The organism is Mycolicibacterium aromaticivorans JS19b1 = JCM 16368, assembly GCF_000559085.1.
In the GTDB taxonomy this organism is placed as follows: domain Bacteria; phylum Actinomycetota; class Actinomycetes; order Mycobacteriales; family Mycobacteriaceae; genus Mycobacterium; species Mycobacterium aromaticivorans.
Genome location: NZ_JALN02000001.1, coordinates 1,360,034 through 1,380,301 on the forward strand (window position 1 = coordinate 1,360,034; position 20,268 = coordinate 1,380,301).

The 20,268-nt window shown below is 68.6% G+C and carries 16 protein-coding genes; 8 read left to right on the forward strand and 8 right to left on the reverse strand.

The window, feature by feature from the left end; genetic code table 11:
• The first annotated feature begins 35 nt into the window (after positions 1-35).
• From Y900_RS06630 to nei2, 6 genes are all read left to right on the forward strand, one after another.
• Positions 36-251, forward strand: a complete 216-nt coding sequence (locus Y900_RS06630; RefSeq protein ID WP_036346035.1) for a ferredoxin — start codon at positions 36-38, stop codon at positions 249-251.
• On the forward strand, positions 248-1,648 hold the full coding sequence (locus tag Y900_RS06635) for an NAD(P)/FAD-dependent oxidoreductase (protein WP_036340407.1): 1,401 nt from the start codon (positions 248-250) through the stop codon (positions 1,646-1,648). The genes Y900_RS06630 and Y900_RS06635 overlap by 4 nt, the downstream gene beginning before the upstream one ends.
• 10 nt (positions 1,649-1,658) lie before the next feature.
• Positions 1,659-2,921 (forward strand): cytochrome P450, encoded by a 1,263-nt coding sequence (locus tag Y900_RS06640; RefSeq protein WP_036340410.1) that lies wholly within the window; start codon positions 1,659-1,661, stop codon positions 2,919-2,921.
• Between the two features lie 60 nt (positions 2,922-2,981).
• A complete protein-coding gene (locus Y900_RS06645) occupies positions 2,982-7,520 on the forward strand; it encodes an ATP-dependent helicase (RefSeq protein WP_036346036.1) in 4,539 nt (1,512 codons plus the stop codon).
• Between the two features lie 178 nt (positions 7,521-7,698).
• A complete protein-coding gene (locus Y900_RS06650; protein WP_036340413.1) occupies positions 7,699-9,102 on the forward strand; it encodes an HNH endonuclease signature motif containing protein in 1,404 nt (467 codons plus the stop codon).
• Between the two features lie 9 nt (positions 9,103-9,111).
• Positions 9,112-9,879, forward strand: coding sequence for an endonuclease VIII Nei2 (gene nei2 / locus Y900_RS06655; protein ID WP_036340415.1), 768 nt, complete (start codon positions 9,112-9,114; stop codon positions 9,877-9,879).
• Here nei2 and Y900_RS06660 read toward each other — a convergent pair.
• From Y900_RS06660 to Y900_RS06675, 4 genes are all read right to left on the reverse strand, one after another.
• Entirely contained in the window at positions 9,848-10,405 is a 558-nt protein-coding gene (locus tag Y900_RS06660; RefSeq protein ID WP_036340417.1) for a DUF1269 domain-containing protein, read from the reverse strand. The two genes, nei2 and Y900_RS06660, sit on opposite strands and share 32 nt — an antisense overlap.
• 70 nt (positions 10,406-10,475) lie before the next feature.
• Positions 10,476-11,339 carry a pseudouridine synthase gene (locus tag Y900_RS06665; RefSeq protein ID WP_036340419.1) on the reverse strand — a complete coding sequence of 288 codons (864 nt, stop codon included), beginning with the start codon at positions 11,337-11,339 and terminating at the stop codon, positions 10,476-10,478.
• Positions 11,340-11,346: 7 nt separating this feature from the next.
• Positions 11,347-13,092 carry a glycerol-3-phosphate dehydrogenase/oxidase gene (locus Y900_RS06670; RefSeq protein WP_036340422.1) on the reverse strand — a complete coding sequence of 582 codons (1,746 nt, stop codon included), beginning with the start codon at positions 13,090-13,092 and terminating at the stop codon, positions 11,347-11,349.
• Positions 13,093-13,101: 9 nt separating this feature from the next.
• On the reverse strand, positions 13,102-14,517 hold the full coding sequence (locus Y900_RS06675; RefSeq protein WP_036340424.1) for an NAD(P)H-quinone dehydrogenase: 1,416 nt from the start codon (positions 14,515-14,517) through the stop codon (positions 13,102-13,104).
• A 63-nt stretch (positions 14,518-14,580) separates the two neighbouring features.
• Between Y900_RS06675 and Y900_RS06680 the strand changes: the two genes are divergently transcribed.
• Positions 14,581-15,063, forward strand: a complete 483-nt coding sequence (locus Y900_RS06680) for a gamma-glutamylcyclotransferase family protein (protein ID WP_036340427.1) — start codon at positions 14,581-14,583, stop codon at positions 15,061-15,063.
• On the opposite strand, the gene galE is transcribed toward Y900_RS06680, so the two are convergent.
• The 3 genes from galE to Y900_RS06695 are packed head-to-tail and all read right to left on the reverse strand — an operon-like array spanning position 15,060 to position 18,366.
• Positions 15,060-16,013 carry a UDP-glucose 4-epimerase GalE gene (gene galE / locus Y900_RS06685; protein WP_036340430.1) on the reverse strand — a complete coding sequence of 318 codons (954 nt, stop codon included), beginning with the start codon at positions 16,011-16,013 and terminating at the stop codon, positions 15,060-15,062. The two genes, Y900_RS06680 and galE, sit on opposite strands and share 4 nt — an antisense overlap.
• Positions 16,013-17,182 (reverse strand): amidohydrolase, encoded by a 1,170-nt coding sequence (locus Y900_RS06690; RefSeq protein WP_036340433.1) that lies wholly within the window; start codon positions 17,180-17,182, stop codon positions 16,013-16,015. The genes galE and Y900_RS06690 overlap by 1 nt, the downstream gene beginning before the upstream one ends.
• Complete coding sequence (locus tag Y900_RS06695) at positions 17,179-18,366, reverse strand: M20 family metallopeptidase (RefSeq protein ID WP_036340436.1); 1,188 nt, start codon at positions 18,364-18,366, stop codon at positions 17,179-17,181. The genes Y900_RS06690 and Y900_RS06695 overlap by 4 nt, the downstream gene beginning before the upstream one ends.
• A 31-nt stretch (positions 18,367-18,397) precedes the next feature.
• On the opposite strand from Y900_RS06695, the gene Y900_RS06700 reads away from it, so the two are divergent.
• Complete coding sequence (locus Y900_RS06700) at positions 18,398-19,189, forward strand: purine-nucleoside phosphorylase (RefSeq protein ID WP_109751179.1); 792 nt, start codon at positions 18,398-18,400, stop codon at positions 19,187-19,189.
• Here Y900_RS06700 and Y900_RS06705 read toward each other — a convergent pair.
• A complete protein-coding gene (locus Y900_RS06705; RefSeq protein ID WP_036340439.1) occupies positions 19,108-20,220 on the reverse strand; it encodes an AbrB family protein in 1,113 nt (370 codons plus the stop codon). The two genes, Y900_RS06700 and Y900_RS06705, sit on opposite strands and share 82 nt — an antisense overlap.
• Positions 20,221-20,268 lie beyond the last annotated feature (48 nt).

Below are 20,268 nucleotides of genomic sequence, written 5' to 3' on the forward strand. Positions count from 1 at the left end.
CAGCCGGGGCATGTGCCGGTCTAGTGTCTGCGCTCATGCGGTTGGTGGTCGATCTCAACAAGTGCCAGGGCTACGCGCAGTGTGTGCCGCTGGCGCCTGAGGTTCTCGAATTGGTCGGGGAAGAGGCGTTGGCCTACGACCCCAACCCGGACGATTCGCAACGCCAGCGGGTGTTGCGGGCGGCGGCATCTTGCCCGGTTCAGGCGATCATCCTCGAACTAGATCCGCCCGCCGATCGCGAGACGCCATGATCGGTACCTACAACCTGGACGAGGTGGTCGCGAAGTTCCGGGCCGAGGGCCGCATCGCGATCGTGGGCGCGTCCCTGGCGGGACTGCGCGCGGCAGAGGCGTTGCGGGAGAGAGGGTTCAACGGTTCGCTGACCATCGTCGGCGACGAGCCGCACGAACCCTACGACCGGCCGCCGCTGTCGAAGCAGGTACTCAAGGGCTGGGTGCCGGCCGACCACACCAAGCTCCCGCGGCTGCGCCGAGTGGACGCCGACTGGAAGCTGGGCGTCGCGGCGATCGGCTTGGACCGGCCCAACCACGTGGTCACACTGGCCAACGGCGAGGACGTCGGCTACGACCGGCTGTTGATCGCGACCGGAACCCGGGCACGCCCCTGGCCCAACCCCGCCGAAGGGGCGCTACGGGGTGTCTTCACCGTCCGCACCGTGGAGGACGCCGCCGGTCTGGCCGCCGCCTTGAAGGACCGCCCCAAGCGGGTTCTGATCGTGGGCTCCGGATTCGTCGGATCCGAAATCGCCTCGGTCTGCCGTGATCTCGGCCTACCCGTCACGGTGGCCGAGCGAGGCAAGGGCCCGTTGCGGGGCGCGCTGGGCGGAGTCATCAGTGACATCGCCGCGGGCATGATGCGCGACGCCGGAGTAGACCTGCGCACCGGCGTCGCGGTGGAGGGCCTGTCCGGCGACAGCACCGGAAAGGTGCGCTCGGCCCACTTCTCCGACGGCACCGACCTCGACGTCGACGTGGTGGTGGCATCGCTCGGCTCGATCCGCAACGTGGAGTGGCTCGACGGCGCCGGCCTGGCCGCCGGCCAGTGGGGGCTGGCGTGCGACGCCGGTTGCCGGGCCTTCGACATCAACGGTGTGGTGACCGACCACATCTTCGTCGCAGGCGACGTCGCACGAGCCCCGCACGTGCTCTACGGCTACGAGTTCCTGTCCCAGGAGCACTGGGACAACGCCGTATTCGGCGCGGAAGTGGCCGCCAACAACATGATTCACCTCGAGGTCGGCCGCCGTCCGCACCTGCCGCTGCCGTCGTTCTGGTCGGGCCAGTTCGGGGTGAACATCAAAAGCGTCGGGGTGTGCTCATTCGGCGACGAGATCGTGTTCACCCAGGGTTCGCCGTCGGAGCGCCGATTCGCGGCCGCCTACGGCAAGCGCGGCCGGATCGTCGGCGCGGTGACCTTCAATCACGGCAAGTGGTTGCCGTATTACGCCTCGCTGATCGAAAAATCCGCACCGTTCCCTCCCCCGCCGCCCGGCTACGACCGGCCGGTGGATGCCGAACCGATGCCGGCGCGCTTCCCTGATCCGCGGGAGCCCGCGGGCAACCCCGACGTGGTGCTGACCGGACATGACCCGACCGAACGCAGCGCCCAGTTCCGTCCGCGGGCGTAAGGAGACCGTCATGGATGCCGCTACCGCCTGGGCCGAGGCGATGAAGTTCGAGAACCGCGCCAACCCCTATCCCTACTTCGAGGAGCTGCGCCAGAATCCCGTGGCCAAGGTGTCGGAGAAGACCTACGTGGTGACCGGCTATGCCGAAGCCGTTGCGCTGGCTCATGATCCGCGGGTCAGCTCCGACATCGGCCGCAGCCCGTCGGGTCTGTTCGGCGAGAAGCAGGCCCACCTCGAACCGCAGGAGGCCGCGCAGACGCGCGATTCCAGCATGCTGGTTGCCGACCCACCCCAGCACGACAGGATGCGCAGGCAGTTCATGCGCCATTTCGGGCCGCCACATACCCCGGATCTGATCCCGGGCATGGAGGCGATGGTCGCCGATCTGGCCAACGAACTGCTGGACAAAGTAAAAGCACGCGGCGGCACCCGAATGGACGTCGTCGACGACTTCTCCTACCCGATCCCGGTGTCGGTGATCTTCCGGGTGCTGGGCGTTCCGATGGCCGACGAACCCAAATTCCACGGGTGGGTCACCGATTTCATGCAGGGCGCCGACGTCGGGCCGGAGCGCGACACCGCGGAGGGCCGGGCGGCGACCGCGAAAGCCGCGGCGAGCATGGTCGAGCTGAATTCCTACATTCACGATCTGGTCGAGCGTCTGTCCCGCGAACCGGCGCCGGGACTGTTGTCGGCCGCCCTGCACGACGACGGTCCGGACGGTCCGGTGTCCACAGCCGAAGCGGAATCCAACGCGCAGCTACTCCTGGTCGCAGGCCACGACTCCACCGTCAACACCATCAGCAACTGCGTGATGACGCTGCTGCGCAATCAGGGCTCATGGGAACTGGTCCGCAACAATCCCGAGCTGATCCCGGGCACCGTCGAAGAGGTGCAACGCCTCCAGGGGGCAGTGCAGTTCTTCCCGAGCCGCTGGGCCACCGCCGACATCGAAATCGGCGGAACGCGCATCCCGGCCGGGTCAGCGGTTTTCCTGGTCTGGGCGGCCGCCAACCGCGATCCGCGCCGCTTCGCCCACCCGGACCGGTTCGATCCGATGCGCAAGGACAACGAGCACCTCGGCTTCGGCAGCGGCATCCACACGTGTTTCGGCGGACCACTGGCGCGGCTGGAGATCAACGTCGCCCTGGAGATCTTCCTCGAACGGGTGCGATCACCGCGGCTCGTCGTCGACCCGCCGCCCTACCGGCGGAACCAGGTGTTCCGCGGGCCACGGCATCTATGGGTGGATTTCGCGTCGATCGACGATTGAGGCCGGCTGATACCTGTCGGTACCCCCTGGCACCCTGGAGTCGTGAGTTCCCCCGATCCGATGAGCCGGTTCAGTCCGCTGACGCGGCGCTGGTTCACCGGCACCTTCGCCGAGCCGACCGCGGCGCAGGCGCGGGCCTGGTCAGCGATCGCCAACGGGGACAACACCCTCGTCATCGCCCCGACGGGGTCAGGTAAGACGCTGGCGGCGTTTCTGTGGGCGATCGACCAACTGGCTCACGAACCGGAGCGGGACGGAACCCGGGTGCTGTATGTCTCCCCACTCAAAGCCCTGGCCGTCGACGTCGAACGCAACCTGCGCACCCCGCTTACCGGTATCACTCGTATCGCCGAATGCGACGGTGTGCCCGCCCCGCAGATCAGCGTCGGCGTCCGCTCCGGCGACACCCCGCCCGCCCGTAGACGCGAGCTCATCACCAAGCCGCCCGACATCCTGATCACCACCCCGGAATCGCTGTTCCTGATGCTGACCTCCGCGGCACGGGAGACGCTGACCGGTATCGAGACGGTGATCATCGACGAAGTGCACGCGGTCGCCGCCACCAAACGCGGCGCGCACCTGGCGGTGTCCCTGGAGCGCCTTGATGCGCTGCTGGAGAAACCCGCCCAGCGTATCGGGCTCTCGGCGACGGTCAGTCCACCGGAGGAAGTGGCCCGGTTCCTCTCCGGTGCCAGGCCGACGACCATCGTCGCGCCGCCGGCGGCCAAGACGTTCGAGTTGACCGTCCAGGTGCCGGTGCCCGACATGGCCAACTTGGAGAACAACACCATCTGGCCCGATGTCGAGGCGCGCATCGTCGACCTCATCGAGGCACACAACTCGACGATCGTGTTCGCCAACTCCCGTCGTCTCGCCGAGCGGCTCACCGCGCGTATCAACGAAATTCATGCCGAACGCTCCGGCGTCGAACTGGATGCGCCGCCCAACCGCCAGGTGCCCGGCGGACCACCGGCGCACATCATGGGCAGCGGCCAGACCTACGGAGCCGAGCCGCTGCTGGCCCGCGCACATCACGGCTCGGTGTCCAAGGAGCAGCGCGCCGCCGTCGAGGACGACCTCAAAAGCGGGCGGCTCAAGTCCGTGGTGGCAACATCGAGCCTGGAACTCGGAATCGACATGGGCGCAGTAGATCTGGTGATCCAGGTGGAAGCTCCGCCGTCGGTGGCCAGCGGATTGCAGCGCGTCGGGCGGGCCGGGCACCAGGTCGGAGAGATCTCCCGCGGCGTGCTGTTCCCCAAGCACCGGACCGACCTGATCGGCTGCGCGGTAAGTGTGCAGCGCATGCTCGCCGGCCAGATCGAAACCATGCGGGTCCCTACCAATCCGCTCGACGTGCTGGCCCAGCACACCGTGGCAGCATGCGCCCTCGAGCCGGTCAATGCCGACGAGTGGTTCGACGTCGTCCGGCGCAGCGCACCGTTCGCGACGTTGCCGCGCAGCGCTTTCGAGGCAACCCTGGATCTACTGTCGGGGAAGTATCCATCGACGGATTTCGCCGAGCTGCGGCCGCGACTGATCTACGACCGCGACAACGGCACACTGACCGCGCGTCCCGGCGCGCAGCGGCTCGCGGTCACTTCCGGGGGCGCCATCCCCGACCGCGGCATGTTCACCGTGTATCTGGCCACCGATTCCGAAAAGCCCTCGCGGGTCGGCGAACTCGATGAAGAGATGGTGTACGAGTCGCGGCCCGGAGACGTCATCTCGCTGGGTGCGACCAGCTGGCGGATCACCGAGATCACCCACGACCGGGTGCTGGTCATCCCGGCGCCGGGGCAACCGGCAAGGCTGCCGTTCTGGCGCGGCGACGACGCGGGCCGACCCGCCGAACTCGGCCAGGCGATCGGTAAATTCACCGGCGAGCTGGCCGGGATGGGCCGCGAAGATTTCGAAACACGATGCAATGAACTCGGTTTCGCCGACTATGCCACCGACAACCTGTGGCAGCTGCTCGACGATCAGCGCAACGCGACCGCCACCGTGCCCAGCGACACCACCCTGCTGGTCGAGCGCTTCCGCGACGAGCTCGGCGACTGGCGGGTGGTCCTGCACTCCCCCTACGGACTGAAGGTGCACGGTCCGCTGGCACTTGCGGTCAGCCGTCGGCTGCTGGAGCGGTACGGCATCGACGAGAAACCCACCGCCTCCGACGACGGCATCGTGGTGCGGCTGCCGGACACCGAGGACGCCCCGCCCGGCGCCGACCTGTTCGTCTTCGCCCCCGACGAGATCGAACCGTTGGTCACCACCGAGGTGGGCGGTTCGGCGCTGTTCGCGTCCCGGTTCCGGGAGTGCGCTGCGCGCGCGCTGCTGCTCCCCCGACGCCATCCGGGTAAGCGTTCGCCGCTGTGGCACCAGCGGCAGCGAGCGGCCCAATTGCTGGATGTGGCGCGCAAATATCCTGACTTTCCGATCGTGCTCGAGGCGGTGCGTGAATGCCTGCAGGACGTCTATGACGTTCCGACGCTGACCGACCTGATGAGCCGCATCGCCCAGCGCCGGGTGCGGCTGGTCGAAGTCGAGACTCCGATGCCGTCGCCGTTCGCGGCGTCGCTGATGTTCGGCTATGTCGGCGCGTTCATGTACGAGGGCGACAGCCCGCTGGCCGAGCGCCGCGCGGCCGCACTGTCGCTGGACAGCACTCTCCTGGCGGAGTTGCTCGGCCGTGTTGAGCTCCGGGAGCTGCTCGACCCCGACGTCATTGCCGCGACATCCCGACAGCTGCAACATCTTTCCGAAGACCGCAGGGCCCGGGACGCCGAAGGCGTGGCGGACCTGCTGCGCCTGCTCGGCCCGCTGACCGAGGCCGAGATCGCCGAGCGCTGCACCGCCAGCGATGTCGGCGCGTGGCTGGACGGACTGCATGCCGCAAGGCGGGCGCTGCCGCTGTCGTACGCCGGACAGTCCTGGTGGGCAGGCATCGAGGACATCGGCCGCCTGCGCGACGCGGTCGGCGTCGCCGTGCCCGTCGGAGTGCCGACAAGTTTCACCGAGGCGGTGCCCGACCCGCTCGGTGAGTTGATGGGCCGCTTCGCCCGTACCCGTGGGCCCTTCACCACCGCCGAGGCCGCGGCACGGTTCGGATTGGGCCTGCGGGTCGCCGCCGATGTTCTGGGCCGGATGTCGGTGGACGGCAAGCTGGTTCGCGGCGAGTTCGTCGCCGCGCCAACTCCCGCCGGATTTCCCGCCTACGCGGGGGCTGACCAGTGGTGTGACGCCGAGGTGCTGCGCATCTTGCGTCGCCGCTCACTGGCGGCGCTGCGGGCGCAGGTCGAACCGGTCAGCACGGCTGCGTATGCCCGCTTCTTGCCTGCGTGGCAGCAGGTCGGCAGCTCTGCGACGTCCGGCGTGGACGGCCTGGCAAGCGTGATCGACCAGCTGGCCGGGGTGCCGATCCCCGCATCGGCGGTCGAACCGCTGGTGTTCAGTCCGCGAGTGCGCGACTACCAACCGGCAATGCTCGACGAGCTGCTGGCCTCCGGTGAGGTCACCTGGTCAGGGGCCGGATCGATCTCGGGCAGCGACGGCTGGATCACGTTCCACCACGCGGATACCGCACCGCTGACGCTCGCGACTCCCGCCGAGATCGACGTGACCGACGCACACCGCGCGATCCTCGAGGTCCTGGGCGAGCCCGGCGAGGCGCGCGGCGCGTTCTTCTTCCGACAGCTGGTCGGCGGCTCGGAGGAAGCCGCCAAAGCCGCTCTGTGGGAGCTGATCTGGGCCGGCTGGGTCACCGGCGACACGTTCGCGCCGGTACGCGCCATGCTGGCGGGCGGCCGCAAGCCCGGTACGCGTCGACCCGCCGCACCGGCGCACCGGCAGCGCCGTGCGCCGCGATTGAGCCGCTATTCGGTGGCGCACGCCCAAGCCCGCTCGGTGGACTCGACGGTCGCGGGTCGGTGGTCGGCGGTGCCGGCGCGCGAGCCGGATTCGACTGTCCGCGCACACTTCTCAGCTGAGCTGTTGCTGAACCGCCACGGCGTGCTGACCAAGGGCGCGGCAGCTGCCGAGGGGGTGCCAGGCGGGTTCGCCACGATGTACAAGGTGCTCACCGGTTTCGAGGAAGCCGGGCGGTGTCAGCGCGGTTACTTCGTCGAGTCACTCGGCGGAGCGCAGTTCGCGGTCGCGTCGACGGTCGACCGGCTGCGGACCTATCTCGACGGCGTGGATCCGGAGCGGCCCGACTACCGCGCGGTCGTGCTGGCGGCCGCCGATCCGGCCAACCCTTATGGCGCGGCGCTGCCATGGCCGGCCCGCCCGGACGCCGACGCCAGCCATCGGCCCGGGCGCAAAGCCGGCGCACTGGTCATCCTGGTGGACGGTGCGCTGGTGTGGTTCCTCGAGCGCGGCGGGCGGTCGCTGCTGAACTTCAGCACCGACGATGAAGCGCAGCGCGCCGCGGCGGGAACGCTGGCCGAACTGGTCAGCAGTGGCCGCATCAGCGGTGTGCTGGTCGAAAAGCTGGACGGTGTACCCGTTTTGGAAGCCGGTGCATACGCCGACCGGAAAGCCACCGCCGACGCACTGGTGGACGCCGGGTTCTCCCGCACACCCCGCGGGCTGCGCTTGCGCTAGTCAGCTATAGGACATACGCGCCGATGAGCTGTCCGATGGATCGGATATCGACCTGACCGTTGAAGTCCAACCGGACCGTGCCCAGGTCCTCGCTCTGGAAATCGATCACGCCAGAGCGTATCGACACTGCCAAACTGCCGATCAAAAGTTGTCGGCACCCAGGACTAGTATAGAACACATGTTCGAACAGCGAACGGATGCCGATCTCCTCGATACGATGCGCCGCGGGCAGCGCAATGAACGCGTGGCGATCGCCGAGCGAATCCTGGCAGCAGGCCGGCTCTGTCAGCGTCGGATGCGATCGGTCGAGGCAGCCGACCGCGCCCAGTGGTGCGTCGACAATTGGGAAGCAGTCGCCGCCGAAGTGGCTGCCGAACTGGGAATCAGCCAGGGCCGAGCGTCGTCACAGATGGACTACGGCTTGCAGCTGATCGAGAGGCTGCCGAAGCTCGGCGCTGCCTTCGCCTCCGGGGCAATCGAATACCGCATCATCATCGCTGCGGTGTTCCGCACCGGATTGATCACCGATCCCGAATCGCTTGCTGCTGTCGACGCCCTGGTGGCGGAACAGGCGCCCGGGTGGAACACCTTCTCGCGGGAGAAGACCAATCAGGTCATCGACTGGTCCGTCCGCGGGCTGGATCCCGACGCGGTCCGCGTCGCGCGCACAGCCGACGACGACCGCCATATCGAGATCACCGCTGGCACAGACGGATTGGCGGAAATCTGGGGGCGGGTCCGCGCCGCCGACGCGGCGGCCTTTGACCAGCGGCTGAACCAACTCGGAGCGACCGTGTGCCGGGATGACTCCCGGACCGCGCGGCAGCGTCGAGCCGATGCTCTGGGCGCGTGGTCAGCAGGCGACCCGACGATGCAGTGCGAGTGCGGATGCGGCGACTGCCCCGCGAGCGCGGACAGCGCCAGCGAGCCGACGCAGATCGTCATCCACCTACTGGCCGAGGCCAAGACCGTCGCCGGCGAAGGGGACGCCCCGGCGCTATTGCCGGGCTATGGCGGCATTCCGGCCGAGACCGTACGAACCTTGGCCAAGCGCGCCAAGCTCCGCCCGGTCGTGGGAGGCAAGGAGTTGAGCGCCGAACCACGGTATCGGCCCTCGGCCGTGCTGGCGGAGTTCATCCGCTGCCGGGATCTGACGTGCCGATTCCCCGGGTGTGACCGTCCGGCCTCGATGACGGACATCGATCACACCGTGCCGTACCCGCTCGGGCCCACACACCCGTCGAACCTGAAATTGCTGTGTCGGCTTCATCATCTGTTGAAGACTTTCTACGCCGGCGCTGGCGGCTGGGCAGACCATCAGTTGCCCGATGGCACGGTGATCTGGACATCGCCGTCAGGCCGTACCTACACCACGAAACCTGGCGGCGCGCTGTTCTTTCCACAGTTCGTCACACCAACCGGGGAGCTGAACGTGCCCCAGGCCCCGGCGCACAATCAGCCCGGACGCGATCTGATGATGCCGGCTCGCCGCCGGACCCGCGCCCAAGATCGAGCCGATCGGATCCGCCGGGAACGTGGACTCAACGAGGCGAGAGCCGCCGCCCATCCCCCGCCCTTCTAGGCTGGAACCATGCCCGAAGGCGATACCGTCTTCCGCACCGCGGCCAACCTGCGCGAGGCGCTGGTCGGTAAAACGCTGACGCGGTGCGATATCCGCGTGCCGCGCTACGCCACCGTGGACCTCGCCGGCCAGACTGTCGACGAGGTGATCAGTCGCGGCAAGCACCTGTTCATCCGGGTGGGCCCGGCCAGCATCCACTCGCACCTGAAGATGGACGGCGCGTGGCGGGTCGGCCCGAAAGGCAAACCCATCCGCAACGCCTACAAGATCCGAATCGCTTTGGAGGCCGGGGATATTCAAGCGCTGGGTATCGACTTGGGTATCCTGGAGATCCTCGACCGGGAGCACGACGAAGATGCCGTCGCCCACCTGGGCCCGGACCTCCTCGGCGACGACTGGGATCCAAAAGCGGCGGCGGCGAACCTGGCCGAAGACCCCGACCGTCCCATCGCACCGGCCCTGCTGGATCAGCGCAACCTCGCCGGCGTCGGCAACGTGTACGCCAACGAACTCTGCTTCGTGTTCGGCCGACTCCCCACCAGTCCCGTCAGCAGCCTCCCCGATCCGCTGCGGGTGGTCACCCGAGCGCGAGACATGTTGTGGGCGAACCGAACACGGGTGAATCGCACCACGACCGGAAATCGCAGAGGCGGCCAGGACCTTTGGGTCTACGGTCGGGCCGGTGAGCCGTGCCGGCGCTGCGGCACCCCGATCCGCCGCGCCGAGTCCTCCGACGACGACCGCGTCACGTACTGGTGTCCGTCGTGCCAGCGGTGACCGGGTCGGCCGGTGGGTGAGTAATCTTCGCGATCTCATCGGCGACCAGTTCGTCGAGGCTGTTGATCGTGGCGCGGTCCATCCGGATCGACCTCATCTCGGCGGCGCGGTACAGCGTCGACTCAACCGGTCCCCGGCCGTTGGGATAGACCAGCGCAACGACCACCCCGGTACCGGCATCGAGCGCGCCACCCACTTCACGTTGCAAACCGATGCGCAGCTCGTGCTCGGCGAACGCGCCCACCAGAGCGCCTGCCGCTCCCCCAACCACGACGGCCAGGCCCACTGGTGGCAGGAACAGTCCGAACAGGATCCCCAGCCCGGCGCCCATACCGAGGGCTACCCGACCGTGCCGATTGTGCGCCTCCAAGACGTGCGGCTGTCCGTCGGCGTCCTTCGTGACCAAGACCGCAGCTCGCAATTCCAAGCCGTGCTTGATCCGCTTTTCCAGCTCATGGAAGTCGGTGGCGGCCCGCTCGACGTCAGGGTATGCGGCTACCAGCACCAACTCATGATCGTCGTCCATGTTTCGAGCGTCACGCGCTTCACAGCCAACCACCAGTGACCGAAGGTCACCACCCCGAAGGCATTGGTCCCTACAACCACAGCTGCGCCGAGCTCACGAAGGACCTCGGCTCGCCGGACAGCGGATCGACGAACTCCAGCCGCTGCGCCACCAGCTGCAGCGGGGCGGAGAAGTCGTCGGCCGCCACGTCGACGATCCGCGGGTAGAGCGGGTCGTTGTCGATCGGCAGACCGAGTGACGCCATGTGCACCCTGAGCTGATGCGTGCGCCCGGTCCGCGGACTCAGCTGGTACCAACCCTCCCCCAGTGCCTCCACCAACGTCTCGGCATTCGGCTCGCCCGGCTCCTCCACAGCCTGTAACACACCCCGCCGCTTGATGATTCGGCTGCGCAGCACCACTGGGAGCTCGACGCGCGGTGGCGCCGAGGAGCGCGCCACGTACGTCTTGGACACCAGCCCGCGCGCGAACAACGTCTGATACGCCCCGCGAACCTCACGCCGCACGGTTAACAGCAACACCCCTGCGGTCAGCCGGTCCAGCCGATGCGCCGGACTCAACTCGGGCAGATCGAGCGAACGACGCAGCCGCACCAACGCCGTCTGCGCGACATGCCCGCCGCGCGGCATCGTGGCCAGAAAGTGCGGCTTGTCGACCACCACGATGTCGTCGTCGCGATAGAGCACCGGGACGTCGAACGGCACCACCACCTCGTCGGGCAGCTCCCGATAGAGGTACACGTGCGCGCCGGCCGGTAAGACCGTCGACAACGAGATCACCGCACCATCGGCGTCGACCACCTCGCCGTCGCGCACCTTCGCCAGCCCGTCCGGCCCGAACCGGCGCACGAACTCGTCGGCCACATTGCCGCCCTGCAACCGCAGCCGCGCCGGCCCGAGTCCGTCGCGCACCGGCAAGGGAGCGGGTCGCCTCAAGGCCCGGTCAATTCAAGGGCACCGGCTCGAGGATCTCGGCCCGGGCCTCGGGTGCCGACACCCGCAGGGCATCGGCGGACTCGTCGTCGGGCTGAGCCTGCGACAGGACCTCGGCCTCCACCCGCGCCAGATAGGTGTCCACCTCGCGGTCGATATCGTCCTGACTCCAGCCGAGGATCGGCGCGACCACCTCGGCGACCTCGCGGGCACAGTCCACGCCGCGGTGCGGATACTCGATCGAGATCCGCATCCGCCGGGCCAGGATGTCCTCCAGGTGCAATGCCCCTTCGGCGGCCGCCGCGTAGGCGGCCTCCACCTTCAGATAGACCGGCGCATCGGTGATCGGATCGAGCAACTCCGGCTTGTCGGCGGCCAGCGCCAGCACATCGCCGATCAGCGAGCCATACCGGTCCAGCAGGTGCCGCACCCGGTACGGATGCAGCCCGTAGCCGGCGCCCACGCTCTGGGTCTGGTTGACCAGCGCGAAGTACCCGTCGGCGCCCATCAACGGCACCTTCTCGGTGATCGACGGCGCCACTCGCGCCGGGATGTACTCGGCGGCGGCATCCACCGCGTCCTCGGCCATCACCCGATACGTGGTGTACTTGCCGCCCGCGATGGCGACCAGGCCCGGTGACGGCACCGCGACCGCGTGCTCGCGCGACAACTTGGACGTCTCTTCGCTCTCCCCGGCCAGCAGCGGCCGCAGCCCGGCATACACCCCGTCGATGTCGTCGTGCGTGAGCGGCGTGGCGAGCACCGTGTTGACGTGCCCCAGGATGTAGTCGATGTCGGCCTTCGTCGCGGCCGGGTGCGCCAGGTCGAGGTTCCAGTCGGTGTCGGTGGTGCCGATGATCCAGTGCGTGCCCCACGGGATCACGAACAGCACCGACTTCTCGGTACGCAGGATGATCGCCACCTCGGACACGATCCGGTCCCGCGGCACCACGACGTGCACGCCCTTGGATGCCCGCACCCGAAACCGGCCGCGCTCCTTGCTCAATGCCTGGATCTCGTCGGTCCACACCCCGGTGGCGTTGATCACGACATGACCGCGGACGTCCTCGACTGCACCGTCTTCGGAGTCCCGGATCGTCACCCCGACCACCCGGTCCCCCTCGCGGAGCAGCGAGACCACCTGGGTCGAGGTGCGCACCACTGCGCCGTAGTGCGCGGCGGTGCGGGCAACCGTCATGGTGTGCCGGGCGTCGTCGACGACGGTGTCGTAGTACCGGATCCCGCCGATCAGCGAGCTGCGTTTGAGGCCCGGCGCCAGTCGCAGCGCACCGGACTTCGTCAAATGCTTTTGCGCCGGAACGGATTTCGCGCCGCCGAGCTGGTCGTAGAGGAAAATGCCCGCCGCGATGTACGGCCGCTCCCAGACCCTCTTGGTCAGCGGGAACAGGAACGGCAGCGGTTTGACGAGATGCGGCGCCAGCGTGGTCAGCGACAGCTCACGCTCATGCAGAGCCTCGCGCACCAGACCGAACTCAAGTTGCTCGAGGTAGCGCAGACCGCCGTGGAACATCTTCGAACTGCGGCTCGAGGTTCCCGAGGCGAAGTCGCGCGCCTCGACAAGTGCCACCTTGAGCCCGCGGGTCGCGGCATCCAGTGCGCAGCCCGCGCCGACCACACCGCCACCGACAACGACGACGTCGAACTGTTCGCTGCCCAGCCGTTGCCAGGCGTGCGCACGCTCGGTGGGTCCGAGATAGGTCTGACCGGTGCCCGGTCGAAGGATCGGGTCGCTCATGACCTCAGGCTAGTCGAGATCGTCGTGGGCCATCAGACGGCGCGCAGCCTCGACGATCGAGCCGGACAGCGATGGGTACACCGACAGCGTCTGCGCCAGATCGGTCACCGAGATGCGGTTTTGCACCGCCAGCGCGATCGGCAGGATCAATTCGGAGGCGATCGGCGCGACCACCACACCGCCGATGACGACGCCGGTGGCCGGCCGGCAGAAAATCTTGACGAAGCCGCGCTTGAGCAGCGACATCTTGGCGCGGGCGTTGGTCGTCAGCGGCAGCATCAGGGTCCTGGCCGGGACCGATCCGTTGTCGATCGCGGTTTGCGGCACGCCGACGGCGGCGATCTCGGGTCTGGTGAACGTGGCCGAGGCGACCGTCCGCAGCCGGATCGGGGCCACCCCTTCGCCAAGCGCGTGATACATCGCGATCCGGCCCTGCATGGCCGCGACCGAGGCCAGCAGCAGCAGGCCGGTGCAGTCGCCGGCGGCGTAGATCCCGGCCGCGGAGGTCCGCGACACCCGATCCACCGGGATGTAGTTGCCGGGACCGAGCTCGATGCCGACCCGCTCCAGTCCCAGGCCCGAGGTGTTCGGCACGGATCCGACCGTCATCAGGGCGTGGCTGCCCTCGACGACCCGGCCGTCGGCCATCGTGACGGTCACCGCGGTGCCGGTGCTGACCACAGAATCGGCCCTGGCGTTCTTGACCAGCGTCACGCCGCGCTCGGCAAAGGTCTCCTCCAGCACGGCCGCGGCGTCGCTGTCCTCGTGCGGCAGGATCTGGTCGCGGCTGGCGACGACGGTGACGTCGACGCCCAGCTCGGTGTAGGCGTTGCAGAACTCGGCGCCGGTGACGCCGGAGCCGACGATCACCAGATGTTCGGGCAGTTCCGGCAGGTCGTAGAGCTGCCGCCAGGTCAGAATCCGCTCGCCGTCGGGCACCGCATTCGGCAGCACGCGGGGGCTGGCGCCGGTGGCGATCAGCACGACATCGGCCTTGAGCACGCCGACCTGGCCGGAAGTGGTGGTGACCTTCACCCGGTGGTGCGCCATGCCGGGGACCGCGTCGATCAGCTCACCGTGGCCCTGGACGACGTTGACCTTCTCGCGCAGCAACTGGGTGCCGATGTCGGCGGACTGCGAGCGGGCCAGGGTTTTGACGCGGTTGTTGATGTCGGGCAACGAGATCTTGGCGTCGTCGATGCCGATCTCGAATCCCAGGCCCGAGGCGCGGCGCAGTTCGGTGCGGACCCCGGTCGAGGCGATGAATGTCTTGGACGGCACGCAGTCGAACAGCACGCAGGCCCCGCCGATGCCGTCGGAGTCCACCACGGTGACCTCGGCGACCTCCCGGCCGCGACCCGCGGCGACCAGTGCCGCCTCGTAGCCGGCCGGCCCCCCACCGATGATCACGATCCGCGTCGTCACCCGGACAAGGCTAGTTGACCCAGTCCCTGCGCTCTCCGCGACAGGACGCTCTAGGCTTTCCCCGTGCCGCTCTACGCCGCTTACGGATCCAACATGCATCCCGAGCAGATGCTGGAGCGTGCGCCGCACTCGCCGATGGCCGGAACCGGCTGGCTGCACGGCTGGCGGCTGACCTTCGCCGGGGAGGACATCGGCTGGGAGGGCGCGTTGGCGACCCTGGTCGAGGACCCCGACTCCAAGGTGTTCGTGGTGCTCTACGACATGACCCCGGCCGACGAGGCGAACCTGGACCGCTGGGAAGGCTCCGAGCTCGGCTTCCACAAGAAGATCAGATGTCGCATCGAATGCGAATCGACGGACACCACAACCGATCCCGTGCTCGCCTGGCTCTATGTGCTGGACGCCTGGGAGGGCGGGCTACCGTCGGCGCGCTACATCGGTGTGATGGCCGACGCCGCCGAGATCGCCGGCGCGCCGGAGGAATACGTGCACGACCTTCGCACCCGGCCCGCGAGCAACGTGGGCCCAGGGCATGGTAGCGGCTAGCCCCGCACGAATTCCCAAGCATCGGAAACGATCTCGTCGATCGATGAGTGCTGCGGCTTCCAGCCGAGTTCGGTGATGGCCTTCTCACTGGAGGCGATCAGCACGGCCGGGTCGCCGGGTCTGCGCTCGACATCGCGCGCCGCAATCGAGGTGCCGGTGATCCGCTCGCAGCTGGCGATCACCTCACGGACCGAAAAGCCGGTGCCGTTGCCCAGGTTGTAGATCTGATGTTCGCCGGGCTTCGAGTTCTGCAGCGCCAGCAGGTGCGCGTCGGCCAGATCACGAACGTGGATGTAGTCGCGGATGCAGGTGCCATCCGGCGTCGGCCAGTCGTTTCCGAACACCAGGATCTCCTGGCGCTGCCCGGTGGCAACCTGCAGCACCAGGGGAATCAGGTGCGTCTCGACGGGGTGACGCTCGCCCAATCCGGCATACGCCCCGGCGATGTTGAAGTAACGCAGGCTGGTCGCGGCCAGCCCGTGCGCGATGGCGTAGGACGTGATCGCATGGTCGATCGCGAGCTTCGTGGCGCCGTAGGCACTGGTCGGGTTGGTCGGAGCGTCCTCGGTGATCGGCACCGACTCCGGCTCGCCGTAGGTGGCCGCCGTCGAGGAGAACACCAACCGCGGCACACCGGCGAGGCGGATCGCCTCCAACAAGTGCAGCGTCTTGATGACATTGCCGTCCCAGTACCGCTCCGGCGCCTCAACCGACTCGCCGACCATGATTTTCGCGGCGAAGTGCAGGACGCCATCAAACGATCCGTCGCCGAGCAGTTCCGGTGCGACATCGACCATGTCGGCCTCGACGAACCGCGCGCCGGACGGCACCGCGTCGGCGTTGCCCGTCGACAGATCGTCGACGATGACGACCTCGTGTCCCTGCTCCACCAGCACCTGGGCACACACGCTGCCGACGTAACCCGCGCCGCCAGTGACCAAAAGCTTCATCAATACCCCGCGGACTGCTCGACGATGTTGACCAGAACTCGAACCCCTACTGCAAGTGCCCGCTCGTCGAGGTCGAACGTCGGCTGGTGCAGGTCCAGCTGCGGTCCGCGCCCGCTCCACACCCCGAGCCGTGCCATCGCGCCGGGCACCTCCTCCAGATACCAGGAGAAGTCCTCGCCGCCGCCGGACTGACGGGTGTCGGCGAGCGCGTCGGGCGCCACCGCCTCGATGGCGTGCGTCATGATCTGGGTCGAGCGCTCTTCGTTGACCACCGGCGGCACGCCGCGATGGTAATGCAGCGTGTGTTCGATGCCCAGCGGGGCTAACAACCCCGAAACAATCTCCTGCACAAGGCTTTCCATGCCGACCCAGGTTTCCCGGCTGGCAGTCCGCACCGTGCCCGCGAGCGATCCGGACTGCGGGATCGCGTTGGCCGCGACACCGGCGTTGGCCGCACCCCAGACCATGACGGTCGAGTGCCGCGGGTCGACGCGCCGGGACAGCACCCCGGGCAGCCCGGTGATCAGCGTGCCCATCCCGTAGACCAGATCCGAGGTCAGGTGCGGCCGCGACGTGTGGCCGCCCGGCGACGTCAGCGTGATCTCGATCGAGTCCGCCGCAGACGTGATCGGTCCCGGGATGATCGCAACCCGGCCCACGGCGAGGCGGGGATCGCAGTGCAGCGCGAAGATTCGCGAAACGCCCACCAGCGCACCGGCGGCGATCGCGTCGATCGCGCCACCGGGCATCAGCTCCTCGGCAGCCTGGAATATCAGACGGACACCCACCGGCAGTTCGGGCACCGAGGCCAGCGCGGTCGCGGCGCCGATCAGCATCGCGGTGTGCGCGTCGTGCCCGCACGCGTGCGCGATGTTCGGCATGGTCGAGCTGTACGGCGCGCCGGTCCGCTCGGCCATCGGCAGCGCGTCCATGTCCGCGCGCAATGCGATCCTCGGCGCATGCTCGGGCCCGAAGTCACACGTCAGCCCCGTACCGCCGGGCAGCACCTTCGGGTTGAGCCCGGCCTCGACCAGCCGGTCGGCGACGAATTGCGTGGTGGCGAACTCCTGGCGACCGAGCTCGGGATACCGGTGGATGTGGCGGCGCCACTGCACCAGATCGTCGAAATGGCTGGCCAACCAGGACTCGGTCGTATCCGCGATACTCATGCCCGCACCCCCCGACGATCCCGCAGCTCCAGCACCCGATCGCGCTCGGCGGTGGTCTGCGCCAACCGAACGACGCTGCGCGCCAACATGATTGCGCCCTCGGTGACGGCACGGTCGCCGCTCGGGCCTGCCGCCGCGACGGTGAAGCCGGGCTGGTGGATCACCGCGCCGCCGGATTCGATGCCGACCACCGGGTGGATGCCCGGAAGCAGCTGCGTCACATTGCCCATATCGGTGCTCCCCAGTGGCATGGCGGCCTCCACCTCGGCGGGCACCGGTGTGCGTCCCATCGTGATCATCTCGTCGCGGAACACCTCGGCCAGCCACCGATCCGGGGTCAGCTCGGCGTACGGCGGCGCGGCTTCAGCGATCTCGTGCTCGCATCCGGTCGCGACCGCACCGGCCGCGAAACAGCCGCGCATCCTGGCCTCCAATTCCTGCAGCGATTCGGTGGCGGGCGCCCGCATCGTGTACTGCAACCGGGCCCGGCCGGGGATGATGTTCGTCGCCGACCCGCCTTCGGTGACGATGCCGTGGGTGAGCTGACCGGGCGCCATCTGCTGGCGCAGCAAGCCGATCGCCACCTGCGCGACGGTCACCGCGTCGGCGGCGTTGACACCCAGATGCGGCGCGACGGCCGCGTGCGACTCCCGGCCGGTGTAGGTGACGATCACCTCGGAGAGCGCCAGCGAGCGCGCCGCGGCGATATCGATCGGCCCCGGATGCAACATGACGGCCGCGGCGACGTCGTCGAACACCCCGGCCTCGATCAAAAGGGCCTTGCCCCCGCCGGACTCTTCGGCGGGAGTGCCGATCAGGGCGACGGTGAGCCCGAGTTCGTCGGCCACCTCGGCCAGCGCCAGGGCGGTGCCGACCGCGGACGCCGCGATGATGTTGTGGCCACACGCGTGGCCGATACCGGGCAGCGCGTCGTACTCGGCGCAGATCCCGATCACCAGTGGTCCCGACCCGAAATCGGCGCGGAACGCGGTGTCCAATCCGCCCGCCGCCGCGGTGATCTCGAACCCGCGCTCGGCCACCAGCGCCTGCGCCTTGGCGCAACTGCGGTGCTCGTCGAAGGCGAGTTCGGGCTCGGCGTGGATGGCGTGCGAGAGCGCGATCAAATCGCCACCACGAGCCGCGACCACGTCTTCGACGCGGGTCGACGCTGTGGCTGTGGGCATCAACGCAGTATCGCATTCACGACTAGGCTCGCTGGCTGTGAGTCCAGACGCCGAGCATGCCGCAGCGGTGATCGCCGAGCACAGCGGCGTACCCCGGCACGACGTCGCCGTGGTCCTCGGATCGGGGTGGGCGCCGGCAGCTGCGGCGCTGGGAACGCCCGTCGCCGAGATCCCGATGTCGACGATCCCCGGCTTCACGCCGCCGTCGGCGCTGGGCCATCGCGGCCGGGTGCTGTCGGTGCCGTCGGGTTCACACAACGTGCTGGTGCTGCTGGGCCGCATCCACGCCTACGAGGGTCATGACCTGCGCACGATCGTCCATCCCGTGCGCACGGCACGGGCGGCGGGCGCCCAGGTCGTGGTGTTGACCAACGCCGCGGGCGGGCTGCGACCCGAGTATCAGGTCGGCCAGCCGGTGCTGATCGCCGACCATCTGAACCTCACCGCCCGTTCACCGATGGTCGGGGCGCAGTTCGTCGACCTGGTGGACGCATACTCCCCGCGGCTGCGCGCGCTGGCCCGCGAGGTCGACCCGAGCCTCGCCGAGGGCGTGTACGCCGGGGTGCCCGGTCCGCATTACGAGACGCCCGCCGAGATCCGGATGCTGCGGACGCTGGGTGCCGACCTGGTCGGGATGTCGACGGTGCACGAGACGATCGCCGCACGGGCGGCCGGCGCCGAGGTGCTGGGGCTGTCGCTGGTGACGAACCTGGCCGCCGGGATGACCGGCGAGCCGCTCAGTCACGACGACGTTCTGGCCGCCGGCCGCGCGTCGGCCACCGCGATGGGCTCGCTACTGGCATCGGTGCTGGCGCGTCTGTAGGCCAGCCGCAGGAATCCGCGGGCCAGCATCGGTGCGGCGAACAGCATCAGCAGCACCCGCAGCACCTGCGCGGCGATGATGAACGTGACGTCGGAGCCGGTCTCCACCGCGGTGGCCAGCACGGCGTAGATACCACCTGGACTGGTGGCCAGATAGCCGTCGAGCAGGCTGACGCCGGTGATCGTGGACAGCGCCACGCCGAGGCCTGCGGTGGCGACGTTGAGCAGCACGATCAATCCGAGCGCCGTGGGCAGCAGGCGTTCGATCGCCCGCAGCGATTCGCGGGTGAACGCCACCCCGGCCTGCCAGCCGATCAGCATGTAGGACACCGACACCAGCACCGCCGGTACGGCCAGCCCGAAGGACACCCCACTGAGTTCGACCACGATCGTCACCGCCATCGGACCGAGCAGCCCCGACCCGGGCAGCCGGGCCAACCGGCCCGCCAGCGCTCCGACGACAACCAGCGCGACGATCATCGCCAGGCTCAGATACCAAGGTGCTGAATGGGATTGGGTGTCCTGCGCGGCGTTGGCGGAGCGCTCGGCGTGATAGACGAGGGTGACGACGACGGGCATCGACGCGGTGATCACCGCGACGCGCAGATACTGGACGACGGCGACGACACGATCGTCGCCGCCGAGTTCGCGCGCGATCGCCACAAGTCCCGACGCTCCCCCGGCGACCAGGGCCAGCGCGCCGGTCAGAGCGCTGATGTCACGGTGCAGGCCGAGTAGTGCGCCGGCGCCGATGCTGAGAAGCAGCGTGATCACGCCGACCCCCAGGACCGCAGGCCAGTTCGGCCCAAGGGCCGACAGCGCGTCGGAGTGCACCATGGTGCCGATGTAGACCCCGAGCACGCCCTGGGCGGCCAGGCCCGCGCGGCGCGGCACGCTCGTGGGAGCCAACCGGGCGATCGCCAGCACGATGCCGACCAGCAGGGCGGCGAACAGCGCGGCGGACGGCACGCCGAAGCGGTCCAATGGCACGGTGACCCCGATCGTGACGATCACCAGCAACATCCACCGCATAATGACAAGTATGCCCTTGCATATTGTCGGACACCACCAGCGTTTCAC